This window comes from Rhodococcus sp. UNC23MFCrub1.1 (genome assembly GCF_000686025.1).
Taxonomy (GTDB): domain Bacteria; phylum Actinomycetota; class Actinomycetes; order Mycobacteriales; family Mycobacteriaceae; genus Rhodococcoides.
This window is the reverse complement of sequence record NZ_JMLQ01000003.1, coordinates 325187-343543: the sequence shown is the minus strand read 5'-3', so window position 1 is coordinate 343543 and position 18357 is coordinate 325187. Positions and strand designations below refer to the sequence as shown.

17 protein-coding genes and 1 pseudogene are annotated in these 18357 nt (G+C 70.2%); 1 reads left to right on the top strand and 17 read right to left on the bottom strand.

What is annotated here, in order from left to right:
* Positions 1 to 26: 26 nt before the first annotated feature.
* The 10 genes from pyrF to BR07_RS0109540 form a co-directional block, all read right to left on the bottom strand.
* Positions 27 to 869: an orotidine-5'-phosphate decarboxylase gene (pyrF, locus tag BR07_RS0109585; RefSeq protein WP_231476269.1), complete on the bottom strand. Its 843-nt coding sequence runs from the start codon at positions 867 to 869 to the stop codon at positions 27 to 29.
* On the bottom strand, positions 866 to 4270 hold the full coding sequence (carB, locus tag BR07_RS24005; protein ID WP_051613218.1) for a carbamoyl-phosphate synthase large subunit: 3405 nt from the start codon (positions 4268 to 4270) through the stop codon (positions 866 to 868). The genes pyrF and carB overlap by 4 nt, the downstream gene beginning before the upstream one ends.
* Entirely contained in the window at positions 4270 to 5424 is a 1155-nt protein-coding gene (gene carA, locus BR07_RS0109575; protein ID WP_027505259.1) for a glutamine-hydrolyzing carbamoyl-phosphate synthase small subunit, read from the bottom strand. Before carA ends, carB begins: the two co-directional genes overlap by 1 nt.
* Positions 5421 to 5924, bottom strand: a complete 504-nt coding sequence (locus BR07_RS0109570; protein WP_027505258.1) for a PH-like domain-containing protein — start codon at positions 5922 to 5924, stop codon at positions 5421 to 5423. The genes carA and BR07_RS0109570 overlap by 4 nt, the downstream gene beginning before the upstream one ends.
* Positions 5925 to 7241: a dihydroorotase gene (locus tag BR07_RS0109565; protein ID WP_027505257.1), complete on the bottom strand. Its 1317-nt coding sequence runs from the start codon at positions 7239 to 7241 to the stop codon at positions 5925 to 5927.
* Entirely contained in the window at positions 7238 to 8197 is a 960-nt protein-coding gene (locus BR07_RS0109560; protein WP_027505256.1) for an aspartate carbamoyltransferase catalytic subunit, read from the bottom strand. Before BR07_RS0109560 ends, BR07_RS0109565 begins: the two co-directional genes overlap by 4 nt.
* Complete coding sequence (gene pyrR / locus BR07_RS0109555; RefSeq protein WP_027505255.1) at positions 8194 to 8769, bottom strand: bifunctional pyr operon transcriptional regulator/uracil phosphoribosyltransferase PyrR; 576 nt, start codon at positions 8767 to 8769, stop codon at positions 8194 to 8196. Before pyrR ends, BR07_RS0109560 begins: the two co-directional genes overlap by 4 nt.
* Before the next feature lie 90 nt (positions 8770 to 8859).
* Positions 8860 to 9420, bottom strand: a complete 561-nt coding sequence (nusB, locus tag BR07_RS24000) for a transcription antitermination factor NusB (RefSeq protein ID WP_051613217.1) — start codon at positions 9418 to 9420, stop codon at positions 8860 to 8862.
* On the bottom strand, positions 9421 to 9984 hold the full coding sequence (gene efp / locus BR07_RS0109545) for an elongation factor P (protein WP_027505254.1): 564 nt from the start codon (positions 9982 to 9984) through the stop codon (positions 9421 to 9423).
* Between the two features lie 100 nt (positions 9985 to 10084).
* Positions 10085 to 11194, bottom strand: coding sequence for a M24 family metallopeptidase (locus BR07_RS0109540; RefSeq protein WP_027505253.1), 1110 nt, complete (start codon positions 11192 to 11194; stop codon positions 10085 to 10087).
* Positions 11195 to 11313: 119 nt separating this feature from the next.
* On the opposite strand from BR07_RS0109540, the gene BR07_RS0109535 reads away from it, so the two are divergent.
* Positions 11314 to 11907, top strand: coding sequence for a B-4DMT family transporter (locus BR07_RS0109535; RefSeq protein WP_027505252.1), 594 nt, complete (start codon positions 11314 to 11316; stop codon positions 11905 to 11907).
* A 12-nt stretch (positions 11908 to 11919) separates the two neighbouring features.
* On the opposite strand, the gene aroB is transcribed toward BR07_RS0109535, so the two are convergent.
* From aroB to ruvX, 7 genes and pseudogenes are all read right to left on the bottom strand, one after another.
* A complete protein-coding gene (gene aroB / locus BR07_RS0109530; protein ID WP_027505251.1) occupies positions 11920 to 13029 on the bottom strand; it encodes a 3-dehydroquinate synthase in 1110 nt (369 codons plus the stop codon).
* Between the two features lie 191 nt (positions 13030 to 13220).
* Positions 13221 to 13769 (bottom strand): annotated as a pseudogene (locus tag BR07_RS23995) (shikimate kinase); the annotation flags it as partial.
* A complete protein-coding gene (gene aroC, locus BR07_RS0109520) occupies positions 13766 to 14953 on the bottom strand; it encodes a chorismate synthase (protein WP_027505250.1) in 1188 nt (395 codons plus the stop codon). The pseudogene BR07_RS23995 and the gene aroC, both read right to left, overlap by 4 nt.
* Before the next feature lie 12 nt (positions 14954 to 14965).
* Positions 14966 to 15517: a prepilin peptidase gene (locus tag BR07_RS0109515; protein WP_051613216.1), complete on the bottom strand. Its 552-nt coding sequence runs from the start codon at positions 15515 to 15517 to the stop codon at positions 14966 to 14968.
* A 79-nt stretch (positions 15518 to 15596) separates the two neighbouring features.
* Entirely contained in the window at positions 15597 to 16436 is an 840-nt protein-coding gene (locus tag BR07_RS0109510; protein WP_027505248.1) for a shikimate dehydrogenase, read from the bottom strand.
* Positions 16433 to 17782 (bottom strand): endolytic transglycosylase MltG, encoded by a 1350-nt coding sequence (locus BR07_RS23990; RefSeq protein WP_051613215.1) that lies wholly within the window; start codon positions 17780 to 17782, stop codon positions 16433 to 16435. Before BR07_RS23990 ends, BR07_RS0109510 begins: the two co-directional genes overlap by 4 nt.
* Positions 17779 to 18357 carry a Holliday junction resolvase RuvX gene (gene ruvX / locus BR07_RS23985; protein WP_051613214.1) on the bottom strand — a complete coding sequence of 193 codons (579 nt, stop codon included), beginning with the start codon at positions 18355 to 18357 and terminating at the stop codon, positions 17779 to 17781. Before ruvX ends, BR07_RS23990 begins: the two co-directional genes overlap by 4 nt.

The window sequence follows — 18357 nt, the reverse complement described above, 5'->3', positions numbered from 1 at the left end:
CGCCGCCGTGTCGCCGCGATGGTGGTCTATGCGAGGGCGTGCTCGACGGTGTCGCGAGCGACGATCGCCGCCTCCCGTAGAGCGGCCACGTCCGGACCGTGTCGCAGGACGTCGCGGGAAGAGTTGGGCAGCAACAACTCTGACGAACCCTGGAACAGGGAGGGCAGGTCCTGCGCGGTGGCACCCTGGGCGCCGAGTCCGGGCGCGAGGATCGGCCCCGAGAACGTCCGCAGATCGAGCCCGTGTCCGCGTGTCGCACCCACCACGAGACCCATGACGTCGTCGTTCGCCCGCGTGTTGACCGCCGCGGCCTCGTCGACCACGGCCTGCGCGACGCTCGCACCGGTGGCGGTGACCGCCTGCTGCAGCGCCGCGCCCTCGGGATTCGACGTGCGTGCGAGCACGAACAGGCCGCAACCGTGCTCAGTCGCCTGCTCGACGAACGGCGTCAGCGCACCCACCCCGAGGTAGGGCGAAACCGTCACGGCGTCCGAGGCGAGTGGTGAGGACGGGTCCAGCCACGCCCGGGCGTACGCCTCGGACGTGGACCCGATGTCCCCACGCTTCGCGTCCGCGACGACGAGCACGCCCGCCGCACGCAGATCGGCGATGGTCCGCTCGAGCACGGCGAGTCCACCGGACCCGAAGCGCTCGAAGAACGCCACCTGCGGCTTGACCACCCCGATGTCCGACGCGAACGCCTCGACGCAGAGCCGCGCGAAGCGGTCGAGGCCCGCCACGGTGTCGTCGAGGCCCCACGACGCGAGGATCCCGGAGTGCGGATCGATGCCGACACACAGGCGTCCCCGCGACCGGACGGCCGCGGTCAGCTTCCTGCGCCACACCCCGGCCTCCGGACTACCGGTCACCGAGGGGTGACCGGGTCGGTCGTGGCCGTCGGCCCGGTGCCCGCTCGCAGGTACGTCGTCAGCGAGCTGTGCAGATCCTGGAGCGACTGCACCCCGATGTCGCCGCGGATGCTCGCCTCGATCCCCTGCACCGCGGCCGCGGCACCCTGCACGGTGGTGATGCACGGGATGTTGCGCGCCACCGCGGCGCTGCGGATCTCGTACCCGTCGACCCGCGGGCCGGAGTTGCCGAACGGTGTGTTGAACACCATGTCGACCTCCCCCTCGCGGATCAGGTCCACGATGGTCCGCTCACCGTCCTCGAGCACGTCGGAGTGCTTGCGCACCACGTCGCTGCTGATGCCGTTGCGGCGCAGCATCTCCGCCGTTCCCTCGGTCGCGAGGATGCGGAAGCCCAGATCGGCGAGCCGCTTGACCGGGAACACCATCGACCGCTTGTCGCGGTTCGCGATGGACACGAAGATCGACCCCGTCGTCGGCAGCGAGCCGTACGCGGCGGTCTGGCTCTTCGCGAACGCGGTACCGAAGTCCGCGTCGATTCCCATGACCTCGCCGGTCGACTTCATCTCGGGGCTCAGGAGGGTGTCGACGCCACTGCCGTCCGCCTTGCGGAACCGGTTGAAGGGCAGCACGGCCTCCTTGACCGCGACCGGTGCATCGAAGGCAGCGTGCCCGCCGTCACCGGTGGGCGGCAACACGCCGTCCGCCCGCAACTCCGCGATGGTCGCGCCCAGAGCGATCCGGGCCGCGGCCTTCGCGAGCGGCACCGCCGTGGCCTTGGAGACGAAGGGCACCGTGCGGCTCGCACGAGGGTTGGCCTCGAGCACGTAGAGCACGTCGTCCTTGAGGGCGTACTGCACGTTGAGCAGCCCGCGGACCCCGATCCCGAACGCGAGCGCCTCCGTCGATCGGCGGACCGCGTCGATGTCGGTGCGGCCGAGCGTGATCGGGGGCAGCGCGCACGCGGAGTCGCCGGAGTGGATGCCCGCCTCCTCGATGTGCTCCATGACGCCGCCGAGGTAGACCTCGGTGCCGTCGCACAGGGCGTCGACGTCGATCTCGATCGCGTCCTCGAGGAACCGGTCCACCAGCACGGGGTGCTCCGGCGTGAGCTCGGTGGCGCGGGAGATGTAGTCGTCCAGCGACGCCTCGTCGTAGACGATCTCCATGCCGCGTCCGCCCAGCACGTACGACGGACGCACGAGCACGGGGTAGCCGATCTCGCTCGCGATGCGCTTCGCGCCGTCGAACGTGGTGGCCGTGCCGAACTTCGGCGCGGGCAGACCGGCGGCGACGAGCACCTCACCGAACTCCTTGCGGTCCTCCGCCAGGTCGATCGCCTCGGGCGACGTGCCGACGATCGGCACACCGGCGTCCTGCAGTCGCTGCGCGAGACCGAGCGGCGTCTGCCCACCGAGCTGGCAGAGGACACCGACGACACCTGGTCCACCTTCGCCCGACTCCTTCTCCGCCAGGTACACCTCGAGCACGTCCTCGAACGTGAGCGGCTCGAAGTACAGACGATCCGCCGTGTCGTAGTCGGTGGAGACGGTCTCGGGGTTGCAGTTCACCATCACGGTCTCGTAGCCGGCGGCCGAGAGCGTCGTGGCCGCGTGCACGCACGAGTAGTCGAACTCGATGCCCTGGCCGATGCGGTTGGGACCGGAGCCCAGGATGAGCACCTTGCCGAGCGTGGTCTGCGGGGCCACCTCGGTCTCCGCGCCGGGATCGAGCTCGTACGTGGAGTAGTGGTACGGCGTCTTCGCCTCGAACTCCGCGGCGCACGTGTCGACGGTCTTGAAGACGGGCCGCACTCCCAGCCGGTGGCGCAGCGAGCGCACCCCGTCCTCGCCCGCGAGCTCGGGACGCAGTGCCGCGATCTGCCGATCGGACAGGCCCGAGTGCTTGGCCCGACGCAGCAGGTTCTCGTCGAGGACGGGAGCGTCGAGCAGCCGGGTCCGCAGTTCCACCAGTCCGGCGATCTCGTCGATGAACCACGGGTCGATACCGGACGCGGCGGCGACCTCCTCGACGGTGCCGCCGAGGCGCAGCGCCAACTCGGCGTCGTAGATGCGTCCCTCGGTGGGAACCTTCAGGTCGGCGAGCACCGCCTGCAGATCGTGCGCCCGGTCCCCCGCCAGCACCTCGTCCGACGTGGTCCAGAATCCGGTGGCCTTGGTCTCGAGCGACCGCAGCACCTTGCCGAGCGCCTCGGTGAAGTTGCGGCCCAGGCTCATCGCCTCGCCGACCGACTTCATCGTCGTCGTGAGGGTGGCGTCGGCCCCCGGGAACTTCTCGAACGCGAAGCGCGGCGCCTTGACGACGACGTAGTCCAACGTCGGCTCGAAACAGGCCGGTGTCTCGCCCGTGATGTCGTTGACGATCTCGTCGAGGCTGTACCCCACCGCGAGCTTCGCCGCGATCTTGGCGATCGGGAATCCCGTCGCCTTCGAGGCGAGTGCACTCGACCGCGAGACGCGCGGGTTCATCTCGATGACGATCAGACGACCGTCCTTCGGATCGATCGCGAACTGGATGTTGCATCCGCCCGTGTCGACGCCGACCTCGCGGAGGATGGCGATGCCCAGATCGCGCATCTTCTGGTACTCGCGGTCGGTGAGCGTCATCGCCGGAGCGACCGTCATGGAGTCGCCCGTGTGCACACCCATCGGGTCGACGTTCTCGATCGAACACACGATCACCACGTTGTCGCGGTTGTCGCGCATCAGCTCGAGCTCGTACTCCTTCCACCCGTAGATGGACTCCTCGATGAGCACGTTGGCGGACGGCGACGCGGCCAGTCCGCCGCCGGCGAGACGCTCGAGATCCTCGGTCGTGTACGCCATGCCGGAGCCGAGCCCGCCCATGGTGAAGCTGGGCCGGATGACGACGGGCAGGCCGAGTTCGGCAACGGTGTCGTGCACCTCGGCCATCGTGTAACAGACACGCGACCGGGCACTCTCGCCGCCGACCTTCGCGACGATGTCCTTGAACTTCTGGCGATCCTCACCACGCTGGATCGCCTCGAAGTCGGCTCCGATGAGCTCGACGTCGTACTTCTCGAGGATCCCCTGCTCGTGCAGCGCCACCGCGCAGTTGAGCGCCGTCTGGCCGCCGAGGGTGGCGAGCACCGCATCGATGGGATGGCCCTCGGCCTTCTCCTTCGCGATGACCTTCTCGACGAACTCCGCCGTGATGGGTTCGACGTAGGTGGAGTCCGCGAACTCGGGGTCCGTCATGATCGTCGCCGGGTTCGAGTTCACGAGGCTGACCCGCAGGCCCTCCTCGCGGAGCACACGGCAGGCCTGCGTTCCGGAGTAGTCGAACTCGCATGCCTGACCGATGACGATCGGTCCGGATCCGATGACCAGGATGTGCTGGAGGTCTGTGCGCCGTGGCATTACTGGCCGGCTTTCTTGTCGAGGAGCTGCAGGAAACGGTCGAAGAGGTACTCGGCGTCGTGCGGACCGGCCGCGGCCTCGGGGTGGTACTGCACCGAGAACGCCGAGTCGTCGAGCAGACGGACACCTTCGACGGTGCCGTCGTTCGCGCACGTGTGGCTGACGATCGCCCGGCCGAAGGGGGTGTCGAACTCCTCGCCGGCCTCGCCCTCGAGCGCGAACCCGTGGTTCTGGGCCGTGATGGAGATGCGGCCCGTGCCGTGTTCGATCACCGGGATGTTCATGCCCCGGTGACCGAAGGTCATCTTGTAGGTGGAGCGGCCGAGTGCACGGCCGAGGATCTGGTTGCCGAAGCAGATGCCGAACAGCGGGGTGCCGTCGCCGAGCACCTGCTCGGTCAGCCGCACCACGGAGTCCGCGGTGGCCGGGTCGCCCGGTCCGTTGGACAGGAACACGCCGTCCGCGCCGAGTGCCCGCACCTGGTCGATGTCGGCGTTCGCGGGGACCACGTGGACCCGGATTCCCCGCTGCGCGAACATGCGTGGCGTGTTCGACTTGATGCCGAGGTCGACCGCGACGACGGAGTACCGGGGCTCGCCCTCGGGGTCGACCGTGTAACCCTCGGTCGTGCTCACCTCGCCCGCCAGATCCGCACCCACCATGCTCGGCTGGCTGCGCACGGTCTCGATCAGCGCGTCGACGTCGGTGAGGGCCTCGCCGGAGAAGATGCCGGCCTTCATCGACCCGCGGGTGCGCAGGTGCCGCACCAGCGCGCGGGTGTCGATCTCGGCGATGCCGACGACGTCCTGCCGCGCCATCTCCTCGCCCAGGGTGCCGGTCGAGCGCCAGCTCGAGCTGCGGCGGCTGGGGTCGCGGACGGCGAACCCGGCGACCCACATACGGGAGTCGTCGGCGTCGCCGGTGCGTCCGACGGACTCGTTGTCCTCACCGTTCCAGCCGGTGTTGCCGATCTGAGGGGCCGTGGCCACCACGATCTGGCGGTGGTAGCTCGGATCGGTCAGCGTCTCCTGGTAGCCGGTCATGCCGGTGCAGAACACCGCCTCGCCCAGGGTCGAACCCCGGGCTCCGAACGCGGTGCCACGGAAGATGCGCCCGTCCTCGAGGACCAGTGCCGCGGCGTCCTGGGTGCTCACGCGGTCTCCTTCTCGTCACTGCTCGTGTCGTCCACCCACTGCGGGTAGACCGTCTTGTCGTCGGCTCGGAAGCCGGTGTCGATCTCGGTGCCGGTGGGCAGTTCCCAGCGGACGACCAGCAGGCCGTCCCTGGTCATGACCTTGCCGGCGAGGCCACGCTCGGTCCGCACGGCGCGGAGCGAGTCGGCGGGCATCCAGATGTCGGACTCCCCCGTGCGCTCGAGCAGGATGCCCGTCTCGTAGCGCGTCAGCGTTCCGGTGGCGCGATGGCCCATGTCGCCCACGGCGATCCGGTTCTGCCAGCTCGGGGCCAACGTCGATCCCACGTACAGACCTGTGCAGGCCGGGGTGACGACGGCGCCGAGCTGCTCCGGCACGGCCGGCAGGGTTCCGATCGCGTCGGCCTGACGCTTCTGACGGTTCTTCCAGCCCCAGATGATCAGGCCGATCATGGCGACCCAGAACACGAGGAAGCCGACCACCAACAGCACTCTGTCCATCTAGTTCATCCCTCCCGATGGCGCGGCCGCGACTCCGTCGCGGCTGGTGATCCGTCCGCGCAGCAGCGTCGCGGTGACCTTCGCGGGCAGCTCGAGCGACTCGTACGGGGTGTTGGCGGACAGCGAGGCCAGATCCTTCGGGACGACGGTCCACCGGACGTCCGGGTCGACGATCGTCAGGTTGGCGGGCTCTCCGACCGCGATGGGCCGACCCTGGTCGGTGAGCCCGACGATCTCCGCCGGTCGCTCGCTCATGACCCGTGCGACGCCGCGCCAGTCGAGCAGACCGGTCTCCACCATGGTCGTGACGATCACCGACAGGGCGGTCTCGAGACCGAGCATGCCGGGCCGGGCCTGCGAGAACTCGCAGCACTTGTCCTGCTCGGCGTGCGGCGCGTGATCGGTGGCCACGCAGTCCACGACACCCGAGGCCAACGCCGCGCGGAGTGCCTGGACGTCGGAGGCCTCCCGCAGCGGCGGGTTCACCTTGTTCACGGCGTCGTAGGTCTCGAGACGCGAGTCGTCCAGGAACAGATGGTGCGGTGTCACCTCGGCCGTGATGGCGATGCCCTGCTTCTTCGCCCAGTCGAGGAGCTCCACGGTGCCGGCGGTGGAGGCGTGGCAGATGTGGACGCGGCTGCGCGCGTCCCGCGCGAGGATCGCGTCGCGGGCGACGATGGACTCCTCCGCGGACCGGGGCCATCCGGTGAGACCCAGGCGCGCCGCGGTCGGACCCTCGTGGGCGACGGCACCTTCGGTGAGCCGCGGCTCCTCGGCGTGCTGGGCGATGAGCACTCCCAGGCCGGCCGCGTACTCGAGGGCACGGCGCATCAGCAGTGGGTCGGCGACGCAGTGACCGTCGTCCGAGAACATCCGGACCGCACCGACACCCGCGTTCATGGTGGCCATCTCCGCCAGGGCCTTGCCCTGCAGGCCCACGGTGACGGCGCCGACGGGGTGGACGTCGACCAGCCCGACCTCCTGGCCGCGACGCCACACGTGGTCGGTGACCACCACGGAGTCCGCGACCGGAGAGGTGTTCGCCATCGCGAAGACGGCGGTGTATCCGCCGAGAGCTGCTGCGGCGGAACCCGTCTCGATGGTCTCGGTGTCCTCGCGGCCCGGCTCCCGGACATGAGTGTGCAGATCGACGAAGCCGGGCAACAGAACGCCACCGGCACCGTCCACGATCTCGGCACCCTCGGGAACGGTGACGTCCGCGCCGATCGCGTCGATGACGCCGCCCGACACCACCACGTCCACGGGATCACCCTCGCCGTAGGGGCGCACCGAGCGCAGCACCACGGTCCCGCTCATCGCGCGAGTCCCGTGGTCGGCTCGGACCCGATGAGCAGGCGGAACAGCACTGCCATACGCACGTGCACTCCATTCTGGACTTGTTGCAGGACGGCGGTCTCGGGTGCGTCGGCGACCGAGAAGCCGATCTCCATGCCGCGGAGCATCGGACCGGGGTGCAGCACCACCGCGTGGTCGGGAAGCAGATCGAACCGCTTCTGCGACAACCCGTATCCGATGGAGTACTCCCGTGCCGACGGGAAGAAGCCACCGTTCATGCGTTCGGCCTGGACGCGCAGCATCATGACGGCGTCGAGCGCCGGCAGCTCGGAGTCGAGCGACGGTGCCACGGTGACGGGCCAGGTCTCGATGCCGACCGGCAGCAGAGTGCGCGGCGCGACGACCACCACCTCGGCACCGAGCGTGGCCAGCAGGAACGCGTTGGACCGGGCGACGCGGCTGTGCAGGACGTCACCGACGATGGCGATGCGGCGGCCCTCGATTCCGCCGAGACGCTGGCGCAGCGTCAGCGCGTCGAGCAGAGCCTGGGTGGGATGCTCGTGCGTGCCGTCGCCGGCGTTGATCACGGCCGGACCCGATCCGTCGGGCAGGGCCGTCCACTGGGCGATGCGGTGCGCCGCACCGGACGCGGGGTGCCGCACGATCAGGGCGTCCGCGCCGGCCGCTCGCAGCGTGAGGGCGGTGTCGCGCAGCGACTCACCCTTCGACGCGGAGGAGCTGCTCGCGCTGACGTTGACGACGTCCGCGCTCATCCACTTGCCCGCGACCTCGAACGACACCCGGGTGCGCGTCGAGTTCTCGTAAAAGACGGTCATGACCGTCTTGCCGCGCAGGGTGGGGAGTTTGCGCACGTCGCGGCCGAGCAGCGCCTGCTCGAAGCGCTCCGCCTCGTCCAGGATGTCGGTGGCGTCGTCGCGGCTCAGGTCCATCGTCGACAGCAGGTGCCGGGCACTCACGAGAGCTCCACCCCGTCTCGACCGTCGTGCTCGTCGAGCAGCACCGAGACGTCCTCGGTGCGCGCGGTCGGCACGTTCTTGCCCACGTAGTCCGCGCGGAGCGGGAGTTCGCGGTGGCCGCGGTCGATGAGCACCGCGAGCTGCACGGCCCGCGGACGCCCGAGATCGCGGAGAGCGTCGAGCGCGGCGCGCACCGATCGGCCGGAGAACAGCACGTCGTCGACGATCACGACGAGGGCGCCGTCCACACCGGTGTCGGGCATCGAGGTGCGCTCGAGCGCGCGATGGGGCTTGCTGCGCAGATCGTCGCGGTAGAGCGTGATGTCGAGAGAGCCGACCGGCGGGCGGAGTCCGGAGTACTCCTCGATCCGCGCCGCGAGGCGCGTGGCGAGAGTGGAACCGCGAGTGGGAATACCCACGAGAACCAGCGGAGCGGCGTCGGCCGAGCCGAACGCGGTCTTCTCGATGATCTGGTGGGCCATCCGGGCGATGGTGCGGCCGACGTCCGCCGACGACAACAGCTCGCGGGACTGGCCTGCTGGACCGGGGGTACCGGGCTCGTCTGAGGACACGAGAACAGGTGACCTCCTTCTCCGCCTCACTGGACGGATCGTTAAAGGATGTCTGACGCGGTGACTATACCAACCACGCCGGGCTCGAACTCAGCTCGAGGCGGGCGGTACGGCGTCGTCGGCGGTGTTCTCCGTCACGGGCCGGCTCTGCGCCGCCGGACGCGCCGCCGCGGCGGCGCGCACCTGGGGTGCGACGAGCACGATCTGGCCCAGCACCCCGTTGACGAAGGACGGCGAGTCGTCGGTGGAGAGTTGCTTGGCCAGCTCGACCGCCTCGTCGACGGCCACCACCGGCGGGACGTCGACCGCGTTGAGCAGTTCCCAGACCGCGACGCGCAGGATCGCGCGGTCGACGGCGGGGAGACGATCGAGAGTCCACTGGTGCAGGTGATCCCCGATGACCGAGTCGACGCGGTCGAGGTTCTCGGCCACTCCGGTCACGAGAGTCGTGGTGTACGCGTTGACCGGCGCCACCGTCTCCTCGTGAGCGGACAGCTCGCCGCGCTCGGTCGCGAGCACCACGGGATCGAGATCCCGAGCCTCGGCCTCGAAGAGGAAGTCGACGGCGCGCTTACGCGCCTTGTGCCGTGCTCCGAGCTTCTTCGCCGCCGGCTTGCCCGGTGCGGCAGGGTTCTTGGAAGGCTCGCTCACTCAGGAATTCACGCGCCCGAGGTAGTTGCCGTCGCGGGAGTCCACCTTGAGCTTGTCGCCGGTGTTGATGAAGAGCGGCACGTTGATCTCGGCACCCGTCTCGAGGGTCGCCGGCTTGGTGCCACCGGTGGAGCGGTCGCCCTGCAGACCCGGATCGGTGTGCTGGACGATCAGCTCGACCGTGACCGGCAACTCGACGTACAGCGGCAGACCCTCGTGCATCGCCACCTGGACCTTCATGTTCTCGAGCAGGAAGCGCGAGACCTCGCCGATGGTCGCCTCGGCGACGGAGATCTGGTCGAAGGTGTCGCCGTCCATGAAGACGTAGTCCGAACCGTCGTGGTAGAGGTACGTCATATCGCGTCGGTCGACCGTCGCGGTCTCGACCTTGACGCCCGCGTTGAAGGTCTTGTCGACGACCTTGCCCGACGTGACGTTCTTGAGCTTGGTGCGCACGAAGGCCGGTCCCTTACCAGGCTTGACGTGCTGGAACTCGATGATGGACCACAACTGGTTCTCGATGTTGAGAACGAGTCCGTTCTTGAAATCACTGGTGGAAGCCACTTGCTTCGCGTCTCCTCGTCGACTGTCGTCTCGGTCTCTCGGTACCCGGACGCCGCGCACGGCCTCCGGGCCTGACAAGCACTGGTCGGCAGGCCCTCGCCTACAGAACGGTGAACTCTTTGCTGGTGAGCGTCAGCAGTTCCGGCTCGTTCTCTCGAACGATGAGCGTGTCCTCGATCCGTACGCCTCCGCGACCGGAGAAGTACACGCCGGGCTCGACTGTCACCGCAGCACCGCAGAGCAGTGTACCGGTGCCGGTGGCACCGATTCCCGGCGCTTCGTGGATCTCGAGTCCCACGCCGTGGCCGAGTCCGTGCAGGAACTTGTCCCCGTGCCCCGCGTCCACGATGACCGAGCGAGCCGCTCCGTCCACCGCCTGCACGTCGGCGCCGGGGAGGACGGCGGCGCGTCCGGCGGCCTGGGACTGTTCGACGAGGGCGTACAGCTCGCGCTGCCAGTCCGCGGGGGTGCCCAACACGTAGGTACGCGTCATGTCGGAGTGGTACCCGTCCACCTCCGCGCCGAAGTCCAGCTTCACCAGGTCACCCTGCTCGAGCACCGCACCGGTGGGGCGGTGGTGCGGCACCGCCGAGTGTGCGCCCGCGGCCACGATGGTCTCGAACGAGATGGCGTGCGCTCCCAGCTCGAGCATGAGGAACTCCAGATCGATCGCGACCTGCTTCTCGGTCCGGCCGGCGCTGATGCCGCCCCGCTCGATCAACGCGGCCAGCGCGGCGTCGGCGACACCGCAGGCGCGTCGCAGCGCGTCGATCTCGCTCTCGTCCTTGATCATCCGCAGCTTCTCCACCAGGCGCGGCATGCGCTGGAGCGAGAGCGAGGACGCGGCGTCGGACCATGCCTGATGCTCGTCGACGGACACGACGTGCGATTCGAATCCGACGGTCTGCCCGCCTCGCGCACCGCCGGCGTCCTGCAGCAGGCGAACAGGGCCCGCGCGGTCGATCACCGCCGCGAGGTCGGGCACCTGCTCGGCCACCTGCGTCACGTACCGACCGTCGGTGCACACCACGGTGCCGGACTCGTCGGAGGCGGAGTCGTGCGCACTCAGCAGCAGCGCGGCATTGGAACCGGTGAACCCCGTGAGGTACCGGACGTTGAGCAGATCGGTCACCAGGAGCGCGTCGGCCTCCCGGTCGCGGACGAGTTCTCTGAGAGCGTCGCGCCGTGCGGCGCGGTCGGAGGACGGCATCTCTCGAACCTACCGCCGCCGTCACCGACGGCCGGCGACACCGGTCCGCCCGACGACACCGCACCCGGATATGTGGGCAGAAGCACACGCGACCGACCGGGGTGATTACTGTGTGCAGCATGACTGGGTGGGTGGTTCGCGGTGTGGGGATGGCGCTGGTTCATGTGGTTGCACGAGTGCTGCTCGCGCTGGCGGTCTCCGCCTGGCCCGCGCAAGGGTCCGTGTTGCGCATGATCACGCTGGCCGCCGTCGTTCTCGTGGCCGTCGTGTGGGGCGGAATCGACGGGATCAACGCGCACCGCCGCGGTGACCACGGCGAGGGCCGGACCGATTTCACGATGCTGTGGCTGAAGGCGTCGGTCGTGGCCGGTGTTCTCGCCGGGCTCGTCTGCTGGGTGTTCTCGGCGGTGGCGAACCTCGCGGTGAGCAGCAACTCCCTCTTCTTCGAGGTCACCTCCGGCGCGGCGTTCACGATTCTGCTCGTCTTCATCCCCACGGTCATCGCCGTCACGGTGGGCCGCTGGCTGGCCGGACGCGGCGACGACAAGCAGGAGGACCTGCGGCCGGGCAAGAAGGAGGACGCGACCGAGCGCGACCGCGTCACCTCCGGAGCACCCGCACGGGGCGAGTCGGACGCCGACACCGAGGTCTTCGCGCCGGTCCGGGACTCCGATCCGCGCCCGAACCTCGCGAAGGGCGACCGCTCCTCCTGACCGACCCCGTCGTCAGAGGAAGATCGACGACCCCGTCGTCGGCTCCTCACGCGCCACCGCGGAGTACGCGGCGGCCAGCAGCGCCGGATCCGGTCCTTCGAGGCGGCCCGGCTTGGCCAGTCCGTCCAGCACGACGAAGCGCAGCAGCCCGTTGCGGTTCTTCTTGTCCGTCTGCATGCCCGACAGCAGATGGGCGAACGCGTCCGCGTCGTAACTGACGGGCAGTCCCACCGCCTGCAGGATGCTGCGGTGCCGGTCGGCGACATCGTCCGACAGTCGCCCCGCGAGACGTCCGAGCTCGGCGGCAAACACCAGACCCACGGAGACCGCGGCGCCGTGGCGCCACTTGTACTTCTCGCGGCGCTCGATCGCGTGTCCCAGGGTGTGGCCGTAGTTCAGGATCTCGCGAAGATCGGACTCCCGGAGATCGGCCGCGACGACCCGAGCCTTCACCTCGATGGAGCGCCGGATCAGCTCGGGCAACACCTCGCCCGTCGGGTCCAGCGCGGCAGCGGGATCCGCCTCGATGAGGTCGAGAATGACCGGGTCGGCGATGAATCCGGTCTTGATCACCTCGGCGAGCCCGGCCACGATCTCGTTGTGCGGCACCGTCTCGAGGGTCGCCAGGTCCACCAGGACGGCCGCAGGCTCGTGGAAGGCACCGACGAGGTTCTTCCCGGCGTCGGTGTTGATGCCGGTCTTGCCTCCCACGGCCGCGTCGACCATGGCGAGCAGCGTGGTGGGCACGTGCACGATGCGGACGCCGCGCATCCAGGTGGCCGCGACGAAGCCGGCGAGATCGGTGGCCGCGCCGCCGCCCAGGCTGACCACGGCGTCGCTCCGCGTCAGACCGATGCGGCCGAGCACCTCCCAACAGAAGCCGGCGACGGCCAGTTCCTTGCCGTCCTCGGCATCGGGGATCTCGATGCGGTGTGCGTCGATCCCGTTGTCCGCCAGTGCTGCTCGGACGGCCTCAGCGGTCTCGGCGAGCGGAGGCTGATGGAAGATCGCGACGGTGCGCGTGCCCGCGAGCTGCTCCACCAGGTCGGTGAGCAGACCGCGACCGATGATCACGGGGTACGGGTTCGCCGTCCGGACGTCGATACGAACAGGTTCTGTCACGAGAGCGTCTCCTGTGCTGGGGGTGGATCCTGCGGTGGTCGGGTACGGCCGGTCCGTGGTGACGACTGCCGCGGCAACGGTCCCGGATCGGTGGGGATCGGACGTCCGCCCTTGCGCCGGATCCGGCGCCGCGGCGAGGTCCGCTGCGGTGGTGCGGCCGGCGCGGGGACGCGGTCGGCGGGGGCGACGCCGAGACGGCCGAGCACAGCGGTGACGACGCGAGCAGGGCTGCGGCCGTCCGTGCGGACACGGATGGTGGACACCTCGCGGTACAGGGGTCGCCGAGTGCGCATCAGTTCGCGGTACTTCGCCCGCGGGTCCGAGCCGGCCAAGAGGGGTCGCGAAGCGTTGGCAGTGGTCGCACCGGTGCGCCGGAGGCCCTCGCCGACACTGATCTCGAGGTAGACGACGGTATGACCGCGGAGCGCCGCACGAGTGCGCGAGGACAGGATCGCCCCACCGCCCAGGGACACGATGCCCGGATACGTGCGTAGCGCATCGAGCACGATGCGCTCCTCGATGGCACGGAACTCCGCCTCACCGCTCTCGGCGAAGATCTGCGGGATGGTGCGGCCGGTGTCCTTCTCGATGGCCACGTCCGTGTCGTACACCTGCGTGCCCAGGGCCTGAGCCAGCCGTCGGCCGATGGTGGACTTCCCGGCGCCGGGTGGCCCGATCAGCACCGCGCGCGGCGGACCGGAGACCTCCCCGGCCTGCCCCGCCCCGGCCTGCCCGGTCATCGCGGCGGACGGGCTTGCGCGTTCTCCACGTAGCGGCGCACGTTGCCGGCGGTCTCGGCGACGGAGTCGCCTCCGAACTTCTCCAGCGTGGCGCGGGCGAGTACCAGAGCCACCATGGTCTCCGCGACGACCCCCGCGGCCGGCACGGCGCAGACGTCGCTGCGCTGGTGGATGGCCACCGCACCCTCGCCGGTGGACATGTCCACCGTCGCCAGGGCACGCGGAACCGTGGAGATGGGCTTCATGGCCGCGCGCACCCGGAGCGGGGCGCCGTTGGTCATGCCGCCCTCGATGCCGCCGGCGCGGTTGGTGGTGCGGACGATCCCGTCCGGGCCGGGGAGGATCTCGTCGTGGGCGGCGCTGCCGCGGCGGCGTGCGGTCTCGAACCCGTCGCCGACCTCCACACCCTTGATGGCCTGGATGCCCATGAGTGCCGCGGCGAGCTGCGCGTCGAGCTTGCTGTCGCCGGTGACGAACGAGCCGAGTCCCACGGGAAGGCCGTGGACGACCACCTCGACGATGCCGCCGAGGGTGTCCCCGTCGCGCTTTGCCGCTTCGATCTCGGTGATCATGGACTGCTCGGCCACGGCGTCGAACGCCCGCACGGGGCTGGCGTCGATCGCCTCGATGTCTCCCGCCGACGGCTCCGGGCCCTCGTACGGGTCGGACGCGCCGATCGAGATGACGTGCGACAGGACGTCGACGCCGAGGACCTGTTTCAGGAACTGTCGCGCGACGGTGCCGACCGCGACGCGGGCGGCAGTCTCCCGTGCGCTGGCACGCTCGAGCACGGGCCGGGCGTCGTCGAAGCCATACTTGAGCATGCCCGAGTAGTCGGCGTGGCCGGGGCGCGGACGGGTCAGGGGCGCATTGCGCGCGAGGTCGGCGAGCACGGCGGGATCGACCGGGTCGGCCGCCATGACGGTCTCCCACTTCGGCCACTCCGTGTTGCCGATCTCGATGGCGACGGGACCGCCGAGCGTCGAGCCGTGCCGGACACCGCCGATGACGGTGACCTTGTCGGCCTCGAACTTCATGCGGGCGCCGCGGCCGTAGCCCAGGCGTCGTCGGGCGAGCTGAGCTCCGATGTCCTCGGAGGTCACCTCGACTCCGGCCACCATGCCCTCGAGAATGGAAACCAGGGCAGGGCCGTGAGATTCTCCGGCAGTGATCCATCGCAACACGGATCGATCTTTTCACGTCCCGGCGTTCACCCACGCCACCAGGGTCGCCGCACACAGAGCGGGTCCGTGCGGAATCACCGCCGCTCCCCCGGTTCGTCCCGTCATCGCCGCCAGCACCAGCGTCGTCGTCGGTGCCAGCACGGCGGCCACCGTCCACACGGACGGCCCCGAGACCGCGCCCAGTCCCCCGAGTGCGAGGCACAGCTTGACGTCGCCGCCTCCGATCGATCCGGGTGACGCCACCGACCCGACGAGGTGCACACCGGCCAGAGCCAGGCCGCCGAGGAGCGCCGACTCGCCCCCACCCTGGTGGGCGGCTGCCAGGAGCACCGCACCCGCGGCGGGCAGCGTCAGATCGTCCGGCAGGCGGTGACGGACCAGGTCGACGAGCGCGACGGCACAGGACCACGCCCCGACCGCGAGGATCGCCACGTCGGTGGTGACCGCGCCGAGCGCGGCACCGACGACGGCGGCCGCGAGCAGGTCGGGCACCGTCGGCGTCACCCACCGACCGACGGTGAGAAGAGCGAGGCAACACAGCGCGGATCCGAGGAGGACGGTCATGCAGTCACGGTGGCACCGGTGACTCCCATGATCCGTGCCGCGGCGACCCGCCCGGGGACGACGGCGCACCCGGGGATGGTCAGGACTCCCGCAGAGCCCGCTCCATCGCAGCACGCGGGGCAGGCATACCGGTGAACTGCTCCACCTGACCGAAGGCCTGGTGCAGCAGCATCGCGAGGCCGCCGACGACGACGCCACCGGACTCCTCGACCGCGGCGGCCAGCGGCGTGGGCCACGGGTGGTAGATCGCGTCCAGCAGCACGCGCGTCCCGCGCAGTGCGTCGATCATCGCAGCGCCGCCCTCGGGCGGGACGGTGGACACCACGGCTGCCGCGTCCGCGACCGCTCGCGGTAGCGCGTCGTCGTCCGGTGCACTCCACCGGGCGGTGAGACCGGCGTCGCGCGCACAGACCAGAGCTCCCTCCGCCCGCTCCTCGTCCCGCGAGACGACGGTGACCGCACTCGCCCCGAGATCACGCAGAGCGACGAGCGCCGGGCGGGACGTTCCGCCCGCCCCGACGACGACCACCGACGCTCCCGACAGGTCACGGACACCGACCGTGCCGAGGGCGCCCGTGACACCGTCGACGTCGGTGCAGTCGGCGCGCCAGCCCGAGTCGGTGCGTACCAGGGTGTTCGCCGAGCCGACGGCGACCGCGCGCTGCGTTCGTTCGGTCGCACAGGCCAGAGCCGCGAACTTGCCCGGCATCGTCACCGACAGTCCCACCCACTCGGGTCCGAGGCCGTCCACGAACTCCGGAAGCCGTTCCGCGGTGCACTCCACCCGCTCGTAGGTCCACCCGGTGAGCCCGAGCTCCCGGTACGCCGCCGCGTGCAGGATCGGTGAACGCGAGTGCGCCACCGGCGACCCCAGAACGGCCGCGCGCCTCGTCGACGAGGCGTCGGAGACGGACGTCACCGGCCGCTGTCGAGGAACCCGCCCTCGACCTTCGTGATGTTGTCCAGGTGCACCTGGTAGTCGTCGGTGAAGAGCGTCTCACCGGCCGCGTTGATGGTGACGAAGTAGAGCCAGTTGCCGGGCTCGGGAGCCTCGGCAGCCTGCACCGCTGCCACACCGGGAGAGCAGATCGGCGTCGCCGGCAGACCCTCCTTGGCGTACGTGTTCCACGGCGTGACGTTCGCACGGTCGGCGTCGGTGGTGGCCACCTCGGTGGTGTCCAGCGAGTAGTTGACCGTCGAGTCGAATTCCAGACGCTGCCCGATGGCGAGACGGTTGAGGATGACGCGCGCCACCTTGGCGAAGTCCTGCGGCAACGCCTCGCGCTCGATGAGGGACGACGCCACGAGCACCTGGTACGGGTCGAGACCCGAGGAGGCGCCTGCCTCCAGTAGACCGGTGTCCTCGTAGATCGCAGCACTCTCGGACACGAGTTGACGCAGGATGTCCGTCGGTGCGGCGCTGGGGTCGAAGTTGAACGTGCCCGCGGCGATGAGCCCCTCGAGCTGACGATCGCGATCCGGCACCTGCCGCACCGCGTCGGTCGCCCAGTCGGCGACACCGAGTGCGGAAGGATCGTCCCCCGCACCCGCGAGGTTCAGGTCGTCGTATGTCACGCACGGAAGACCCTCTCCGACAGCACAACTGGCCTCGGAGATCAGCGTGTAGATGCCCTTGCGGACGGCGCCGGTGTTGACGTCGGTCGAGTCGTGCAGCTGACGGCCCTCGGCGATCTGGATCTGGCCCACTCGCGATGCCGGGTCCACCAGTGCGGAGACGGCGTCGGCCGCCGCCATCTGCGAGCGCATCCGATAGAAACCGGGCTGCACGGAGGTCATCGCGGTGTTCTGGACCGCGGCCTCGTAGAAGGCCGCCGAGCTGGCGGTGACGTCCTTGTCCGCCATCTCGGTCGCGATCTCCTGTGCGGTGTCGCCCGAGGCGACCTGCACCACCACGGCGTCGCCGCCGGGACCCGGGTAGTCCTCCGCGACCGCGGCCCCGCCGCCGGTGAACTTCGACACTCCCCACACACCTCCGACGGCCACGAGGCCGACCAGGACCAGCACACCGAGTCCGCCGATGATGCGCGAGCGACGCTTGCGACCGGCCGCGGCGCGGTCGCGGCGGGTGTCCGCGCGGCTCGCGCGGCTCGGGCGGTCACCGGGACCCGACGCCACTCGCGCAGGACGGGCGCGGCGGTCGTCCGCGAGCGGCTGACGGCGCAGGTCGTCGACCGGGAGATTCAGCTCGTCCGTGTCCCACTCGTCGCGTCGGCCGGGCCGCTGTCCACGACCGTCGTCCGTCACGGGGTCGTCCCCGGTGTGTCCTGCTCCGGACCGTGATTCTCGGGCACCGTTGCCCCCTCCTCGTTCGCCTGGGCGACCATCTCGCGCGCCAGGACACTGCGGCGCTCGTCGAGCCACCCTTGCAGGATGGCGACCGCCGCCGCCTGGTCGATCATCGACCGTTGGTCTCTCGCGCGGACGCCGCTGTCTCGAAGACCACGCGCGGCACTCACCGTAGTCAAGCGTTCGTCGGACAGCCGCACCGGCACGCCGGGCAGCGCACGGTGCAGGACTCGGGCGAAACGGACAGCCAGCGTGGCGGCGGTTCCGCGCTCGCCGCGCAGCGTGCGCGGCAGACCGACGATGATCTCGACGGCCTCGTACTCCTCGGCGAGCGCGACGATCCGCTGGACGTCGGCCGAGTCGGTGTGCGTCTTCGCTGCGCGCGGGACCGTCTCGACGGGTGTGGCGAGGGTGCCGTCGGGATCGGAGGACGCCACTCCGACGCGCACGCTCCCGACGTCGATCGCGAGCCGCCGCCCTCGCCCCGGGTCGTCGGCGCCCGGCCGGTCGGGCGCGGAGCTGCCGGCGGCCAC